This window comes from Rhizobium sp. AN6A (genome assembly GCF_900215635.1).
Classification (GTDB): Bacteria; Pseudomonadota; Alphaproteobacteria; order Rhizobiales; family Rhizobiaceae; genus Agrobacterium; species Agrobacterium tumefaciens.
On record NZ_OCNC01000003.1, the window covers coordinates 129,556 to 146,481 of the forward strand.

The following is a 16,926-nucleotide window of genomic DNA, read 5'->3' on the forward strand; positions in this document are numbered from 1 at the left end:
AGCGGCACCTTTCACCGCCGCCCGCGCAACTTCTTCAAAAGATATTCCGCAAATGCGGTTGCCTGCAAGGAGACGAGAATGATGGCGATGCCAAGAACAACACGGGCTTCAGGTACCTCGTCAAACAGGAAGTATCCCACAGCGGTCACGAACAAGATCGACAGATATCCAACGGGCGCCAGAACACTGGCGTCAGCGATGCGATAGGCCCGAAGGAAGCAATATTGCCCCATTTGCGCAAGCAGGCCGATGGCGAGCAGCGCCCCCCAGTCGAGCGGCATGACCGGTTTCCACGTCCAGATCGCCGGAACGGCGGTAATGACGGCAAGACCCACCGTGTAGAACACCATCATGACAGTGGTGTTTTCCTGCCGCAGCGCCCGGGTCTGGATCACCGCAAGCGCGCCGAACGCGACGGAGACGAGGACGACGAGCACGCCTGCGTTAATCTCCGCGCCGCCCGGCCCGATGACTACAAGAACGCCAACAAATGCGAGACAAGCGCCGACCCAGCGATATCGACTCACCTTTTCACCGAGAAAGAAAACCGCCATGGCCATCGTCACCAGCGGGCGTGAGAAGCCGACAGCATTGACGGTGGCGAGCGGCAAGAGGGTGATGGCGACGAAGTTGCTGGTGAGTGCAATGGCGTTGCAGCAGATTCGGAAAAGGTTGCGCCAGGGATATTTGACGCGCGCCATTTCCCCTCGGTGTCGCCAGATAAGCGGCAGGATGAAGATCAGGCCGATCATCGCCCTTATGAAGACAAGCTGGAATGCCGGATAGGTCACACCCTGCGCCTTGACGAGGGCTGTCATTCCACCCGAAACGAGGGCCATATCCATGAGCAGCCAGCCGATGCCCGCGCGAGCATCGTTTTCGCGCGGGTTTTCCTGTTTTTCACTCTGGTTCTGGCCATTCACGCGGGTTGCACAAGGTTTGCCATGAGGCGGAATGCCCCCGGCACCAGCTTGTCCATCTGGTGGTGCAGCACGAGGCTCGTATGCGTATGCCGGCCCCTGCCAATGGCCGCCGAGACCAGCGCCCCTTTCAGAGGCTGTTCATCGACATCGTGCATGGCGAGCAGGGGTTCATAAGCATCATCCCAGCGCGCAGCGAAATAGAGCCCTCTCTCCTTGTCCCAGCCCGTCCAGTCGGCAGCACCGATCGTGTTGGGCCCGACAAGCAATGGATGATCGGGCAATAGCACCGTCACCTCCGCATTCGGGTCCGTCACCCGCCAACGCAGGGAAGGCTTACCGATCTCGAGCCGCCTGACGGGCGTCGTCTCAGGGCTCCATCCGTCGGTCGGCCGGTGATAGAGCGTGACAAGATGGCCGCCTTCTTCGACGAAGCGGTGAAGCCTTTCGGTTGCCGCAGCCAGATCCTTGCGAATGCCGAAGGCGAAGATGCCGACAACAATCGTCGTGAAGGACGAGAGATCACCGCCAAGCGCCTGCGCATCGAGTTCTTTGACATCAAGACCCATGCGCGAAAGCCATGACCCGACCCGGTCGGCACCGCCGCCGACATAACCGACGCGCGCGCCCTCGGGCAGCCTGAGATCCAGCGAGAGGATTTTCAGAGCGGAGGGCGCCAGAAACCGCGCCCGGCCGATATGCGGATACGCGATGGGCGTGATCTGGAAAGCAGGTTGCGAACCGACAAGCGCTTCGATCTGGGCAAGGCCGACCGCTGCCTCACCGGTACGTTCGGCAATCCAGTCATTGCCGGTCTTGCGCAGGTTCCAGCCACCCGTACCCCTGAACGACAGCGGCGCATCGGCACCCTTTATGTGTGCCTGAAAAACATGGGAATCCTGCCCTTGTCCAAGTGGAACCAGAAGCGCATCGGGCGAAATCGTCAGCGACTGCGCCGGCGTCACGAAAAATGGCTCCTCCAGATCGAAAGCGGCCGAAACCTCCCTGTCTCCAATCCTTGCGGACAGGCGCACCGAGGTATGACCATTGCCACCTGAGGCTTTCCAGTCAGGCTGGTAAAGCCCGGAAACGGCCGCGTCCTGATCGGCGACAAGCGAGAAGACCATTGTCTGGCCACGCGACTGAACCGAAGACGATACGCCAGCCGGAAGGACCGGGATAACCTCGACGTCAAATTCAGCCGCCTTCCCCGCGAGTTCCACATAGAGAGATGACGTCCCGCCCGGAACGATCTCGGCCGGCTCGGCATAGGCCCGCTCGAAAAGATCGAGTGCCGTCAGGATAGCTGCATCGACCTGCGCCCGTTTGCGCGCGATCCGGTGCCCGTGCAACTCCCTGAAGTCCTGCGCTGCGGCCTCGTCGACCTCTTGCAAAAGAGCTGCCGCCGCCAGAAGTGACGTCGTGATCCGCTGCGTGTCTGGAAAGGCATCGGTTGCGTCAGTGATTGCCTGTTCGGCCGCAACCAGCGCCTTTACCAAATCGGCGGCCAGACCCGGAAAAGTCGAGAGGTCAGCCAGCGAGGATGGCAGACTGTCGAGGATCGAGCTTTCCTCACCGCCCGCGACGTTGGAGAGCTCGAGATGCAGTGGCCATGCTTCCTGCGCCCGCTTCGGCCAATGTCCCATTCCCTGTGAGGCATGATAATAACGCGACCATTCGCCGATGCGGTCATATTGCGCGCCGGTTGCCCGCTCCTTGCCCACCGCATTGACTGTCAGCGTCGTCTCCGGCGGGGGCACTTCGTCATCATAGGTGTCGCCACCACCAGACCATGCGGGAAGATAATACTTGGCCACCTTCCACGGCTTCAGACCCTCGGAGAAATGCTCGGGATAGGCGGCAGGATCAGCCGCCAGCGCGATTGCGCTTTTCGCCGCGCGCGTCATGGCGCGGTGGTGCCCGTGTTGTCCCGGCACATCGAGAAATGTCGGGATGACGATATCGGGCCGCTCCTTGCGATAGGCTCGCACCAGCCGCTCGACGATGCGCTGCTGCCCCCATCGACCGAAGGTCTGGTCGCCATCCTTGGAGAAGCCGAAGTCGTGGATGATGTCCGCCGGCCCATGGCCGAGCCAGCTTATGTCCGTATCGATGATGCGGGCCGCCTCCTCCAGCTCCCGCGACCGGATGACGCCAAGGGCGCCCAGCCGCTCCGGCCCAAGCGCATTCTGCCCGCCTTCACCGCGCGTCGAGCAGGCGATGATGATCCGCATGCCCAGTTCCATCCGGAAATAGGCGAGAAGCCCGTTCTGCTCGTCGTCCGGATGCGCACCGGTGTGCATGACGGTGGCGGTGGATTTCAGTGCGCTCAGTTTACGGTGCAGACGCACGAGCCATGGATCGGCCATCTGCCGTTCGATGCGCTCCCGGGGGTTAAGCATGGGCGGTCTCCTCCAATATTCAGCCGGGCACCTGCGCTGCGGCGCCCAAGGACGTCTCGAGTTTTGGTGTGACGATGTCGAACAGCGGCAAGGCGGCAGCACCAAGCGCCGCCGTCAACTGTCCGGACTTGCCGTGGATGACGCGCGGCAACTCTCTTTGCCGCCGGCTCGCGACCGAAGTCGGCAGATGCCCCATCCGAGCAATTATCTCGCTGATGATGATTTCAGGCAGCGCACCGCCGAGAATGACCGTCTGCGGATCGAGAATGTTTTCGAGCATCGCCACCATCGGCGCCAGATGGACGGCTGCCTCGTCGATCCATTCCATCACGACAGGATTGCCCGCGCTGAAAAGGGCTTCAAGATCGTCAAGCTCCGTGTCCGCAACACCGGCGCAGACAAGCTTTTCCTTGAGCACATAGACGGAAGCATAGGCTTCCAGGCAACCTCTTTGCCCGCAAGACGGGCAAGGCCTTCCCTTGGGCGAGACGGTCACATGGCCGATTTCGCCGGCGTTGCCGAAAGCGCCGCGATAGGGCGAACCATCCTGGATGATGCCGAGACCAATGCCGACGCCGAAATAGATCATGCAGAAATTCGGGATAGCCAGCCCGGCGCCGAAAAGGCGCTCGCCGACGGCAGCGGCCGTCGCATCGTTTTCCACCACGACCTGTTGGCCGCAGGCATCGCTCAGCATCTGGCGGGCATCGATACCCACCCAGCCGGAGAGCGTCGTCGGACCGACCGAGGTCATGCCGTCGATCTCGAAAGGCCCGGGCATGACGACGCCGGTGCCGAGCAGCCTGCACCCGACATTCTTCGCAACCGCTGCATGCTCCGCCGCAAAGGTTTTGAGTATGGCGTCCGGCGTGGTGTCCTTGAGCGGGGTGACGCGCTGCGTGCGCAACACGCCGGCCAGATCAAGACCGACGGTGACCATATGGTCTGCGGCAATCTCCACCCCGATCGTTGCGCCACCATCCGGGTTGACGGCAAATTGTATCGGCGGCTGGCCCCTGCCGGTGCGCCGGCGACCAAGCTCTTTCAGGAGTCCCTCGCCCACCAGCTCATCGACGATATTGGCAACCGCCTGGGGTGTGAGATGCGTGATCTTGGCTAACTGGGCGCGGCCAAGCGAGCCGTGCCGCCTGACGATGTCGAGGACGACTCGCCTGTTGTGTTCGCGGCTGCGCTCAGGATTTTTTCCGATTGCTACGGGATAGGTATCCACCGTGTGCACCGTCATCTCTTCAACTTCCCGTCCGTTAGAAAATTCATAGCGTTGAAGTGAGGATAAGCGCAATATAATAATTCAAGTAAATTATGTTATTGACAAATGCTCGCCTTCAGAGAACCGTAGAGAGCGACCGGGGGTCAGAATTGCAAGGGGCGGAACGCGTAAAATTCCGCTGCCGGCAAATCGATGAGCGCGCGCGAAAGCGCGGATAAAGGGAACGATCACTCCGCATCCGGAAGACCGGACGGAGAAAATGGAGGCTTACATGCGCAGGGCAACTTTGTTCGCCGGCTTGGTCGCCGGTTTCAGCACATTTGCATTCAACGCCGCACAGGCGGTTGAAATCGAATATTGGCAATATGTCTTCGACACACGCGTCAAAGCGATGGACGAGCTTATCGCCGAGTTTCAGAAGGCCAATCCGGATATCACCGTCAAACAGGTGACCTTCCCTTATGCCGACTACCAGACGCGAGTGATTGCCGCCAACATGTCCGGTAAAGGCCCTGACGTGATGCAGCTCTTCTACGGCTGGCTCGACAAGTTTGCAGCCGGCGGCATCTTGCAGCCGCTGCCGACCGACGCTTTCCCGCATGACAAGATCGAAAGCGAATTTTTCCCCATCGTCGGCGCTATGAAGCGCGGCGACGATTATTACGGCCTGCCGACGGCGGTTCGCTCGCTCGCACTTTTCTACAACAAGAAGCTCTTCACGGAAGCCGGTCTTGACGCCGCCAATCCGCCGAAGACGCTGGACGAATTTGTTGCCGCGGCGGAAAAGATCGCCAAGCACGATGCCGCCGGAAACCTGACCGTTGCAGGCTCCACGCTCGATATGGGCGGTCAGGACCACCAATGGTGGCGCGAAGTTCTTATCCGCCAATATGGCGGCGAGCCCTACACCGACAACGACCAGAAAGTCACCTATGACAGCGAGGCGGGCATCCAGGCGCTGAAGTTCTATACGAGCCTGCAGCTTGAAAAGAAGATCGGTCAGGTGGGCTTCATGGACGAAGGCCAGGCTGCCTTCCGTGCCGGCAAGGCAGGCATGACCATCGACGGCACGTTCAGGCTTGGATCTTTCAGAACCATCAAGGACTTCGAGTGGGGCGTGACCGAGCTTCCCACCAACGACAAGAATATCCGCTCCAACTATGCCAGCTATTTCGCCAATGGCATCAGCGCCAAGACAACCGGTGAAGAACTGGAAGCGTCGAAGAAATTCCTCGCTTACATCTCCTCACCGGAAGCCATGGCGATCTGGCTGAAGACGGTTGGCGAGTTGCCGGCGCGGCGATCTGCGGCGTTGACCGAGAAGAACCTGAAAGACCCGATCTATGCACCGTTCCTGAAGGGTCTCGAATACGCCCATACGACACGGTTCATGGATGAGGCAGCCCAGCGGCAGAATGCCATCGACATGACGAACCGGATTTTGCTCGAGGGTCAATCCGTCGAGGAGTCCATCAAGCAGGCGGCCAGCGCCGAGCAGGAAATCATCGACGCGGCCAAACCGTAAAACCGCAGGTCCAATCATGACAGCGATCGATCAACAGGGGGCGGCATCCGGCCGCCCCGGCGGCTCCTTCGGGGATCGCTTTTCCATGCGCACGAAACGGCTTGTGTGGATCTGGAGCTTTCTGGCTATCCCGATCCTGTTTTACAGCATCATCCGTTTTTACCCGACGTTGCAGGCCTTCTGGTTGTCCTTCACCAACTGGGACCTGCTGCGCCCGGCAAAGTTCATCGGCGTCGCCAATTACGTCAAGCTGTTCAAGGACCCGCAATTCTGGAAGGTGTTCAAGAACACCTTCACCTATCTCATCGTCGGCACGCCCATCAGCCTCGTTCTGGCTTTCGTCATCGCTTTTTATCTGGATCGGGTGCGGATCCTGCACGGTTTCATCCGCGCGCTTTATTTCCTGCCCTATCTGACGACGGCAGCGGCAATGGCATGGGTCTGGCGCTGGTTCTATCAGCCGCCGCCGATCGGCATCATCAACGACGTGCTTGGCATGATCGGAATTCCGCAGCAGCCGTTCATCCGTTCCACCGATCAGGCGCTTTATTCGGTTATGGTGACGTCCATCTGGGCGGGGCTTGGTTTCCAGATCATCATCTTCATGGCGGGACTGCGCTCCATTCCGACGACATTCTATGAGGCCGCGCGCATCGACGGGCTTGGCGAATGGGCGATCCTTCGAAAGATCACGCTGCCGCTCCTGAAACCAACCACCGTTTTCCTGGTGGTCTTCTCGTCAATCGGTTTCCTGCGCATTTTCGATCAGGTCTACAACATGACCACCAACGATCCGGGTGGACCGCTAGGCTCAACCAAACCGCTGGTGCTGATGATCTACCAGACCGCGTTCAATTCCTATGCGATGGGTTATGCCGCCGCGCAGACGGTTGTCCTGTTCACCATTCTTCTTGTCGTGTCGCTGGTCCAGCTCTGGGTTCTGAGGGAAAAGAAATGAGCGAAGCGTTGCCACTCTCCCACGCCCGCATCCGTCCCGGCCGCATCCTCGCCTGGACGCTGCTGTTCATCGGCGGCCTGATCATGATTTCGCCGCTGCTCTTCATGTTTTCCACCTCGTTCAAGACCGCGGATCAGGTCTATGATCTCAGGCTCATTCCCGCAGCACCGACGCTTGCGAATTACATGACTGTCATGGCCGACGGCCGTTTTCTCCGCTGGTTCTTCAACTCGATGTTCGTTGCGGTCATCGTCACCGTTTCCAACTGCTTCTTCGACAGTCTGGTCGGTTATACGCTGGCCAAATTCGAGTTTCGGGGTCGCTACTTCATCTTCCTCGCGATCCTTTCCACGCTGATGATCCCGACCGAAATGCTTGTTATCCCCTGGTATCTGATGTCCAGCCAGCTTGGCTGGCTCGACAGCTACTGGGGCATCATGTTCCCGGGAATGATGACGGCCTTCGGCACCTTCCTGATGAAGCAGTTCTTTGAGACGGTTCCGAACGACTTCCTGGAGGCAGCGCGTGTCGACGGGCTGAACGAATTCCAGATCTGGTGGAAGGTAGCCCTGCCGCTGGTGACGCCTGCCCTTTCGGCGCTTGCGATCTTCACCTTCCTCGGCAACTGGACAGCATTCTTCTGGCCCCTGATCGTGACTACCAGCAAGGAACTGTACACGCTGCCGGTCGGCCTATCGAGTTTTGCGGTGGAACAGCAGATCCAGTGGGAAATGATCATGACCGGCGCTGCCATTGCGACCATCCCAACCCTTATCGTCTTCATCGTCCTGCAACGCTACATCGTTCGCGGTGTGATGCTGGCAGGCCTGAAAGGATAACACCATGGCCGATATGAACCCGCGCCTGTCGGATACCAGCAAGTTTCCCGACCCAGTTTACAAGGAAACCGTGCTGCGCCCGCTTTTCGATGGCGCCAAGAACCACCATGTCGACGGTTTCCGCCGCATCGACCGCGCCCATCTGGTCATGCTGCGCGAGACCGGCATTCTCGATGCGGACACGGCAGCGAAAATCGCCGGAGCGCTTGATGACATCGACAGGACCATCAATCCGTCGGAGCTGGTCTATACCGGCGAGGTCGAGGATTTCTTCTTCCTGATCGAAAAGGAGCTGAAAGCCCGCATCGGTGTCGATGTGGCAGGCCGCCTGCACACGGCACGCTCCCGCAACGACATAGATCACACGCTTTTCAAAATCGGCCTGAAAGACAAGATCGACACGCTCACTGCCAAGGCGCGGGTTCTGCTGGCCGCCCTGATCGACGCCGCCGAGCGCAATGAAAAGACGTTGATCGTCGCCTATACGCACGGACAACCGGCCCAGCCCACCACCTTCGGCCACTATCTTTCCGCCGCCATCGAAGTGCTGATCCGGGATATTGACCGCTTCACTGAGGCCCGGCGCATCGTCGATCTCTCACCGATGGGCGCTGCGGCTATCACCACGTCTGGCTTTCCCATCGACCGGACACGTGTCGCCGAACTTCTCGGCTTTGCGGCACCCTTGCGCAATTCCTATTCCTGCATCGCTGCCGTCGACTATACGACAGCGACCTATGGCGCCATCGAATTGATGTTCCTGCATCTCGGCAGGCTCATTCAGGACTTCCAGTTCTGGACGAGTTTCGAAGTCGGACAGATCTACGTACCGAATTCGCTGGTGCAGATTTCGTCGATCATGCCGCAGAAACGAAACCCGGTCCCGATCGAACATCTGCGCCACCTTGCTAGCCAGACATTCGGGCGGGCACGGACCATGCTCGACGTGATGCACAACACGCCCTTCACCGACATGAACGACAGCGAAGGCGAAACCCAGGGCATGGGCTACGAAGCCTTCGCCTCTGCCGGCCGGGTGCTCGATCTCCTTGCCAGCCTCGTCGGCAAGATCAGTATCGATCCGGAAAGGGTCGACCAGAATATTCGCCGTTCCTGCATCACCATCACGGAACTGGCAGATTCTCTTGTCCGCATCGAAGACCTGTCATTCCGCCAGGCCCATGAAATTGCCTCAACCGTCGCCAAAAGCGTTGTCGCGCTGAAGGGCGACCTGCCGAACGACGGTTACAAGCCGTTCCGCAAGGCGTTCGAGGAACTGGCAGGACGCGAGACCAGTGTCGATGAGGAAAAGTTCAGGCAGATCGTCTCGCCCGAGCACTTTGTCGCCGTGCGCAGCCGCTTCGGCGGCCCTGCCCCGGAGCCGATGCGCGAGGCGATTGCGGCCTATCGCGAGAAGCTTGCTGCGTTTGAAGCCGAAGCACAGCGATCCGCCGACTACGAAGCGGCAAAAGCCGCTGAGCTTGCAGAGAAATTTACCGCCCTGACGGGAGCGCGATAATGGCGACAATCGAACTCAATCAACTCGTAAAGCGCTACGGCAAGGTGGAGGCAGTCAAAGGCATCGACCTTGCCATTGAAGACGGCGAATTCGTCGTTTTCGTCGGTCCTTCCGGCTGCGGCAAATCCACGACACTCAGAATGATCGCGGGTCTGGAAGAGATTTCGGGCGGAACGCTGAAAATCGCCGGAAACGTCGTCAACGAGAAAGAACCGAAACAGCGCAACATCGCCATGGTCTTCCAGAACTATGCGATCTACCCGCATATGACGGTTCGCCAGAACATCGGCTTCGGGCTCTATACCTCAAAGCTCGACAAGGCGGAAAAGAACCGGCGTATCGAAGAGGCCGGTCGGGTGCTCGGACTTGAGGCATTGCTCGACCGTCGGCCCGCGGCTTTGTCGGGCGGACAACGGCAGCGCGTCGCCATCGGCCGCGCCATGGTGCGCGATCCGTCAGCCTTCCTTTTCGATGAGCCGCTCTCCAATCTCGACGCCCAGTTGAGATCGCAGATGCGCATTGAAATCAAGCGCTTGCACCAACGTCTTAAGACAACCACCGTCTACGTCACTCACGACCAGGTGGAAGCCATGACCATGGCCGACCGGATTGTCGTGATGAAGGACGGGCATATCCTGCAGGTCGGCACGCCCTCGGAACTGTACGAGACGCCGGTGGACGTCTTCACTGCGCGTTTCATAGGCAGCCCGTCGATGAACCTGCTGCGGGGCAAAAGAACGACGAATAGCGTTACACAGTCTGCCGATGGCGATCTGCTGATTGGCATTCGCCCCCATGATCTGCTGGTTGGAGAAGGCGAGACAACTCAAGGGTCCTTCTCGCTGGAGGGAACAGTCACAGCCGTGGAGCCGCTCGGCCCGGAAACGCTGGTTCATCTGGACACGCCCACGACCTCGGTGATCGCGACAGCAAGGGGTAAGGCCATTCCCACGGTGGGTAGCCGCTTGCAATGCGAGGCGCAGACAGGCGCGCTCTATCTTTTCGATGCCAAGACGGAAAAGCTTCTGGGCCGCGCATGATGACGACAGACACGGAAAAGTCAGCGGTCATCAGTATCGGCCGGATCTATTGCGACCTCATTTTCACCGGGCTTGACGAATTGCCGGTGCTCGGCCGGGAGCTGTTTGCCAGCGACATGGAAATCGCCGCCGGTGGCGGGGCTTTCATTGCGGCTGCGCATTTCGCCCATATCGGCCGCACGGCCACGCTGCTGGCACGGCTCGGCACCGACACCTTCTCACGCGCCATCGGCGAGAAAATGCAGCAAAGCGGTGTAGACCTGCAATTTCTGGAACACTCGGCAGATGCGGGCCCGCAGGTCACCGTCGCGACGGTGGTTGGCCATGACAGGGCGTTTTTGACACGGCGCGCCGGTATCGCCCGGCCATCGACGCTCGATGCCGCCTTTTCGTGGAACGGGGCCTGCCATCTGCACATCGCGGAATTCGCCACGCTGCACGAAATCCCCGATCTCGTATCCCGCGCCAGGGACAGCGGACTGTCCGTCTCGCTCGATCCCAGCTGGGATGCTTCGCTGATTTACGACAAGGGCCTGCTCAAGGCGTGTGATGGAGTCGACGTGTTTTTGCCCAACCTCGAAGAAGCCGAGGCGATCACAGGCCATTCTGACCCTGAGGCGGCGGCCAGAGCCTTGTCCGGATCGTTTCCTGTCGTCGCGCTGAAAGGCGGGGCAGAGGGCGCCTGGGTGTCCTCGCAAACCGGCCTCCACCATGCGGCGGCAAAGAAAGTACCCGTCGTCGACACGACGGGCGCGGGTGATGCCTTCAATGCCGGTTTCATCGATGCCTGGCTTCGGCGGGCGGACGAGAAGCAATGCCTTGAGGCAGGCGTCGCGGCGGGTAGCCTTGCCGTGCAGGCCACGGGCGGCGCGCCGAGAACGACCGCCGCCGCATAATCCCTGCCAGCGTTTATTCCCCGCGTGGAAAACGCTGGTTCTCCTCCAGGACGTTCAGGTCCATGTGGTTGCGCATGTAGCGTTCCGAGGCTTTCTGCAACGGCTGATAATCCCACGGGAAATAGGCGCCGTTTCGCAGCGCCTTGTAAACCACCCAGCGCCGCGCCTGACTTTCCCGCACCGATGCGTCGAAAACGGGCAGTTGCCAGCGTCGGCCGATTTCAGCCGAAAGCGATGACAGCACATCAGCGAATTCAGGATTGCCGGCAAGGTTTATCCGCTCGTCAGGATCAGTCTCGAGATCATAGAGCAGCGGCGGATCGACCTCGCAGACCGAGAGCTTGTAGCGGCCATCCCTGATGGCGACGAGTGGCGCGATCGAACCTTCTGCGGCATATTCCATCGGCACCGGCCCGCGCTCGCCTGTTCCCGCAGCCAAAGCCGAAAGGTCTTCGCCATCCGTCCAGCGTTTCAGTGAGGTAATATCGAGGCCTGCCAGACCGCACAGCGTCGGTGTGACATCCAGCGTCGAAACCGGCGCGTCGATAAGCGCCGGTTGCCAGCCGGGTGCTGCGATCATCAAGGGCACACGGGCCGAGCCCTCGAAAAAGCACATCTTGAACCACAGGCCGCGCTCGCCCAGCATGTCGCCATGGTCGGAGAGGAACAGGATGATCGTGTCCTCCTCCATCCGCGTCGCCTTCAATACGTCGAGAATTTCGCCGACCTTCTCATCGATATAGGAGATATTGGCGAAATAACCGCGCCGCGCCCGGCGTATCTCGTCGGACGAAATAGCGAAGGCCTGATGATCACAGGCTTCGAGCAACCGCTTCGAATGCGGATCCTGCTCCTCGAAGGGAAGCGCCCGTATCTGCGGATCGAGTGCCGGGCAATCCTCATAGAGATCCCAGAATTTCCGCCGTGCCACATACGGGTCATGCGGATGGGTGAAGCTGACGGTCAGGCACCACGGGCGGTCATCGAGCCGGCGCGACAGATCGTAGAGCTTTCGGGTTGCGTGATAGGCAACCTCATCGTCATATTCCATCTGATTGGTGATTTCGGCAACGCCCGCGCCGGTGACCGAACCGAGATTGTGATACCACCAGTCGATCCGCTCGCCCGGCTTGGTATAATCAGGCGTCCAGCCGAAATCCGCTGGATAAATATCCGTCGTCAGACGCTCTTCGAAGCCGTGCAGCTGGTCCGGTCCGACAAAATGCATCTTTCCGGAAAGGCCGGTGTAATAACCCGCCGCCCGCAGGTGATGCGCATAGGTCGGAATATCCGACGCGAATTCGGCGGCATTGTCGTAAACCCGCGTCCGGCTGGGCAATTGACCGGACATGAACGAAGCCCGGGCCGGCGCGCAAAGCGGGCTTGCCGTATAGGTATTGGCGAAACGGACAGACCGCTCCGCCAACGCTTTCAGATGTGGCGCATGGAGAAAGTCGGCCGGGCCATCGGGAAAGAACGTCCCGTTGAACTGGTCGGCCATCAGGATCAGGATATTGGGACGCGGCATTTCACCCTACAGTCTCAGAGGCCAAGCTTGCCTTTGACGGCATCCGCACCCGGCTTGCCATCCAGCGTGGTAACGCCCTGCAGCCAGCCATCCAGCGCTGTCGGATTGGCCTTCAGCCACGCCGCTGCCGCCGCCTTGGAATCCTCGCCACCGAGAATGGAACCCATCAGTGCATTTTCCATGCCGATATCGAATTTGAGGTTCTTGAAAAGCGTCGCCGCATTCGGGCATTGCTGCGGCCAACCGGTACGGGCAAGCGTATAGACCTCGGCGCCACCGAAATTCGGGCCGAAATAGGCGTCACCGCCGGAGAGATAGGCGATATCGATCTTCTCGTTCATCGGGTGCGGCGCCCAGGCGAGGAAGACGACCGCCTTTTTGTCTTTTCCGGCCCGTTCCACCTGCGCCAGCATCGCCTGCTCGCCGGATTCGACAAGCTGCCAGCCCTTCAGACCGAAATCATTGGCATCGATAATCTTTTGAATGTTCTGGTTGGCAGGTGCGCCCGGCTCGATGCCGTAAATCTTGCTTTCAAATTCGTCAGCGTGTTTGGCAAGATCCGAAAAATCCTTCACGCCCTTTTCGGCCATGTAGGAAGGCACTGCCAGGGTGAACTTGGCGCCTTCAAGGTTTTTCGTCATCACGTCGGCCGCCTTGGCGGCGTTGAGGTCGTCAACGAAGGATTTCTGGGCGGGCATCCAGTTGCCGAGAAAGACGTCGATCTCGCCGTTTTTCATGGCCTGATAACCGATCGGCACCGATAGCGTCTTGACGTCGGCCTCATACCCCAAAGCATCGAGCAGAACCGAGGCGACGCCATTGGTGGCGGTGATGTCGGTCCAGCCGGGATCGCTGAGGCGAATGGTCTTGCAGGCCGCATCATCGGCGGCATAAAGCGGGCTGGAGAAGGCCGCCACGGACAAAAACAGACCGGCGGCGATGCGGTGCATGCGAGAAACGGTTTTCATTGCGGCTCCCCTTTTATTAGTCCAGTTTATTGAACACCACATTGTTTTTGCCTGTGAAGCGGGTATTTTTCGATGACTGATATAAGGAATTTCTATGACAGAGCGGCCGCTCGATCTTGGATGGATGCGCATTTTTACCGAGGTCGCCCGTCGCGGCAGCCTGACGGCAGCGGCGGCATCCCTGCGGCTGACCCAGCCAGCCGTCAGCTATCAGATCCGCCGGCTGGAAGACGATCTGGGTGTTGCGCTGGTCCGGCGTAAACATCGCGGCATCGAGTTGACGGCCGAGGGGCAAAAGCTGTTCGAGATCGTCTCGCGCAATGTCGATGCCATCGACCTTCTGGCCCAGCAACTTCGCCGAACGGAGGAACGGCAGACGATCCGCCTGCACACGGACTATGCCTTCTCCTCTCTCTGGCTGATCCCGCGCATGCATGGTTTTCGCGCGCTCAATCCTGACATCAACATCCAGATCGTCGCCACGCAGGATCCGCTCGGACAGGGCAAACACGACAGCGACGTGATGATCATCTTCGGCACGCGGCAGGATGCCGGCGACGGCGCGGTGCTGCTGCTTTCGGAGAAGGTCACGCCCGTCTGTTCGCCGGCGCTTTTGGCGGAGCAGTCGGCACCCGAAACCGTCAGTGATTTTTCACGGCTGAAACTCATCCACCTCGAAAATACCTCACAGGCGCACTGGTTCGACTGGGCGTCCTATTTCAAGCATTTCGGCGTGCTGAGAGGCGCGGAAAACGAAAGCGGAGACATCAGTTTCAACAATTACACCATGGTGGTTCAGGCAACGATCGGCGAACAGGGTTTTGCCCTCGGCTGGGCCGGACTGGTCGATCCGCTGGTCGAGGCAGGCGTGCTGGTGACCGCAGGCCCGAGTCTGGATGCGCCGGGTCGCGGCTACTGGTTGCTGAGGCCGAAAAGCAGCGACAGTGCGGTCAGAAAACTCACCGGCTGGCTGATCGACGAGAAGCGTTGACGTGACCAGCCAGCCGGTGATGCTTCCGGGTTAAATCGGGTAATCCAACGGTCCGTCCTGCAGCGTGACCCATCGCAGTTCGGTGAATTCCGCAATGCCCGCCGTGCCGCCGAAACGGCCGTAACCGGAGGCCTTCACCCCGCCGAATGGAATCTGCGCCTCATCGTGAACGGTGGGTCCGGTGATGTGGCAAATGCCGCTTTCGATGCGTCCGGTTAAGACCACCACCCGTGGACGCAGACGGTCACCGCAAAAATAGATGTATTACTGCGCTCGTTGCGCCGCCGTCCTGTGCCGCCCGATCGGCAGCATCATTGGTTTGCCCGACGTCGGGTCTTCGATGACACGGCTTTCTATGCCGAAGACGTGCCGCACGTTTTCTTCCGTCAGCACCTCCTCCGGCGTGCCGCAGATATGTAGCTTTCCACCGGTCATGGCGACCAGATGATCGGCGTAGCGCGCCGCGAGATTGAGATCGTGCAGCACCATGACGATGGTGGTCTGACGGGCATGGTTGAGGTCCGTCAGAAGATCCAGCACTTCCACCTGATGGCTGATGTCGAGGAAGGTGGTGGGTTCGTCGAGCAGCAATATCTTGGTCTCCTGGGCGAGCGCCATGGCGATCCATACGCGTTGCCGTTGCCCGCCGGAGAGTTCGTCCACCGGCCGCTCGGCAAGTTCGACCGTATCGGTGGCGACGAGGGCTGCGGCCACGGCCTCATCGTCCTGGCGCGACCAGCGCGCGAAAAGGCCGTGATGAGGATGCCGGCCGCGGCTGACCAGATCGGCAACGACGATGCCCTCAGGCGCAATCGGTGACTGCGGCAAAAGACCCATCCGTCTTGCAAGTTCGCGCGAGGGAAGACGGTGGATCGACTTTCCGTCGAGCAGGACCTGACCGGCGCGGGGAGAGATAAGCCGCGACATGCTGCGAAGAAGCGTGGACTTGCCGCAGGCATTGGCACCGACGATGACGGTGATCTGGCCGCGCGGAACGACAAGATCCAGCCCTTCGATGATGAGGCTTTCACCGTATCCGGCAGAAAGACAGTTCACGGAAAGGGAGTGGCTGGTCATAACGAGCCTCCGCTGCGGTTTACCCGCACGATAAGGTAGATCAGATAGGGCGCGCCGAGCGCGCCGGTGACGACGCCGACCGGGTAACGGCCCGGCAGCAGGAACTGGCCGCAATAATCGCCCACCAGCACCAAGGCTGCCCCAACCAGCGCGGCCGGAATGAGCAGCGACCCGTTGCTGCCAACGATGCGCGCGGCAATCGGCCCGGACAGAAAGGCGACGAAAGCAATCGGCCCCGAAACTGCCGTGGCAAAGGCGATCATGCCGACGGCGGCGATAATCACGATGATGCGCGTTCTCCCCACCTGGACCCCAAGCGCCGCGGCCGTATCATCGCCAAGCCTCAATGCCTCGAGATCGCGCGCGCGACTGAGCAGCAGGCCGCCAAAAAGGATGAGCGCAATGAAGAGCGGCAGCGTCTGGGCAAGTTTTGCGCCGTTGACGCTGCCCGTCAGCCAGCGCATCGCCTCCTGCAGCGTCCAGGCCGGTGCAACGGACAGGATATAGGCGATGAAACTTTCGAGCATGGCCGAAATGCCGATGCCGACAAGGATCAGCCGCGTTCCGGCAACGCCGTTGCGGAAGGACAGCAGATAGACCAGCAATGCGACGCCAAGCCCGGCGACGACGGCGAAAACCGAAACGAGCGGTCCACTCAGATGCAGGACGACGATGGCAAACACCGCTGCCACACTTGCGCCGGAACTGATGCCGATAATGTCAGGGCTGGCAAGCGGGTTGCGCAGCATGATCTGGAAGGCGACACCACCCAGCCCGAAGCTCAGACCCGCGAGAACGGAGAGCAGCGCGCGTGGCAGGCGCAACTGCCCGACCGTGAAAGTGACGCCGGCAATGTCCTCTCCGAGCAGTACCCGCAGGACGTCGCCGGGCGGCGTGAAGGATTGTCCCAGCATCAGCGTCAATGCGAAAACCGCGATCAAAAGAGCTGAAAGGGCTGCAATGACAAGGCGACGCCGGCGCTGGCGGTCGTGACGATTGGAAACCAATGTTTCCATGACGGACGTGTGCATG

At 60.1% G+C, this 16,926-nt stretch carries 14 protein-coding genes and 1 pseudogene; 7 read left to right on the plus strand and 8 right to left on the minus strand.

Features of this window, described 5'->3' with window-relative positions:
* Nucleotides 1–11 precede the first annotated feature (11 nt).
* The 3 genes from CRO62_RS04550 to CRO62_RS04560 are packed head-to-tail and all read right to left on the minus strand — an operon-like array spanning nt 12 to nt 4,568.
* Nucleotides 12–923 carry a DMT family transporter gene (locus CRO62_RS04550; protein ID WP_097099373.1) on the minus strand — a complete coding sequence of 304 codons (912 nt, stop codon included), beginning with the start codon at nt 921–923 and terminating at the stop codon, nt 12–14.
* On the minus strand, nt 920–3,322 hold the full coding sequence (locus CRO62_RS04555; RefSeq protein ID WP_097099374.1) for a PIG-L family deacetylase: 2,403 nt from the start codon (nt 3,320–3,322) through the stop codon (nt 920–922). The genes CRO62_RS04550 and CRO62_RS04555 overlap by 4 nt, the downstream gene beginning before the upstream one ends.
* A 19-nt stretch (nt 3,323–3,341) precedes the next feature.
* Nucleotides 3,342–4,568 (minus strand): ROK family transcriptional regulator, encoded by a 1,227-nt coding sequence (locus CRO62_RS04560; RefSeq protein WP_097099375.1) that lies wholly within the window; start codon nt 4,566–4,568, stop codon nt 3,342–3,344.
* A 244-nt stretch (nt 4,569–4,812) separates the two neighbouring features.
* On the opposite strand from CRO62_RS04560, the gene CRO62_RS04565 reads away from it, so the two are divergent.
* From CRO62_RS04565 to CRO62_RS04590, 6 genes are read left to right on the plus strand one after another with little or no spacing between them, the layout of a single operon-like run.
* The gene (locus CRO62_RS04565; RefSeq protein ID WP_097099376.1) at nt 4,813–6,078 is read left to right on the plus strand and encodes an extracellular solute-binding protein; all 1,266 of its coding nucleotides are present in this window, start codon (nt 4,813–4,815) and stop codon (nt 6,076–6,078) included.
* 16 nt (nt 6,079–6,094) lie between these two features.
* Complete coding sequence (locus CRO62_RS04570) at nt 6,095–7,036, plus strand: carbohydrate ABC transporter permease (protein ID WP_004431252.1); 942 nt, start codon at nt 6,095–6,097, stop codon at nt 7,034–7,036.
* Complete coding sequence (locus CRO62_RS04575) at nt 7,033–7,875, plus strand: carbohydrate ABC transporter permease (protein ID WP_097099377.1); 843 nt, start codon at nt 7,033–7,035, stop codon at nt 7,873–7,875. Before CRO62_RS04570 ends, CRO62_RS04575 begins: the two co-directional genes overlap by 4 nt.
* A gap of 4 nt (nt 7,876–7,879) precedes the next feature.
* On the plus strand, nt 7,880–9,394 hold the full coding sequence (argH, locus tag CRO62_RS04580; RefSeq protein ID WP_097099378.1) for an argininosuccinate lyase: 1,515 nt from the start codon (nt 7,880–7,882) through the stop codon (nt 9,392–9,394).
* Complete coding sequence (locus CRO62_RS04585; protein WP_097099379.1) at nt 9,394–10,434, plus strand: ABC transporter ATP-binding protein; 1,041 nt, start codon at nt 9,394–9,396, stop codon at nt 10,432–10,434. Before argH ends, CRO62_RS04585 begins: the two co-directional genes overlap by 1 nt.
* On the plus strand, nt 10,431–11,330 hold the full coding sequence (locus CRO62_RS04590) for a carbohydrate kinase family protein (RefSeq protein ID WP_097099380.1): 900 nt from the start codon (nt 10,431–10,433) through the stop codon (nt 11,328–11,330). The genes CRO62_RS04585 and CRO62_RS04590 overlap by 4 nt, the downstream gene beginning before the upstream one ends.
* Nucleotides 11,331–11,343: 13 nt before the next feature.
* Here CRO62_RS04590 and betC read toward each other — a convergent pair whose 3' ends face one another.
* The gene (gene betC, locus CRO62_RS04595) at nt 11,344–12,858 is read right to left on the minus strand and encodes a choline-sulfatase (protein ID WP_097099381.1); all 1,515 of its coding nucleotides are present in this window, start codon (nt 12,856–12,858) and stop codon (nt 11,344–11,346) included.
* 14 nt (nt 12,859–12,872) lie between these two features.
* Nucleotides 12,873–13,826, minus strand: coding sequence for a choline ABC transporter substrate-binding protein (gene choX, locus CRO62_RS04600; RefSeq protein WP_097099382.1), 954 nt, complete (start codon nt 13,824–13,826; stop codon nt 12,873–12,875).
* A 94-nt stretch (nt 13,827–13,920) separates the two neighbouring features.
* Here choX and CRO62_RS04605 point away from each other — a divergent pair, with 94 nt between their 5' ends.
* Nucleotides 13,921–14,817: a choline sulfate utilization transcriptional regulator gene (locus CRO62_RS04605; RefSeq protein ID WP_097099383.1), complete on the plus strand. Its 897-nt coding sequence runs from the start codon at nt 13,921–13,923 to the stop codon at nt 14,815–14,817.
* Nucleotides 14,818–14,847: 30 nt separating this feature from the next.
* Here the strand turns inward: CRO62_RS04605 and CRO62_RS04610 are convergent.
* The 3 genes and pseudogenes from CRO62_RS04610 to CRO62_RS04620 all read right to left on the minus strand — a co-directional run.
* Nucleotides 14,848–15,033, minus strand: a pseudogene (locus CRO62_RS04610) (aldehyde dehydrogenase family protein); the annotation flags it as partial.
* Nucleotides 15,034–15,081: 48 nt separating this feature from the next.
* Nucleotides 15,082–15,894, minus strand: a complete 813-nt coding sequence (locus CRO62_RS04615; RefSeq protein ID WP_097099384.1) for an ABC transporter ATP-binding protein — start codon at nt 15,892–15,894, stop codon at nt 15,082–15,084.
* Nucleotides 15,891–16,925: a FecCD family ABC transporter permease gene (locus CRO62_RS04620; RefSeq protein WP_097099385.1), complete on the minus strand. Its 1,035-nt coding sequence runs from the start codon at nt 16,923–16,925 to the stop codon at nt 15,891–15,893. The genes CRO62_RS04615 and CRO62_RS04620 overlap by 4 nt, the downstream gene beginning before the upstream one ends.
* Nucleotide 16,926 lies beyond the last annotated feature (1 nt).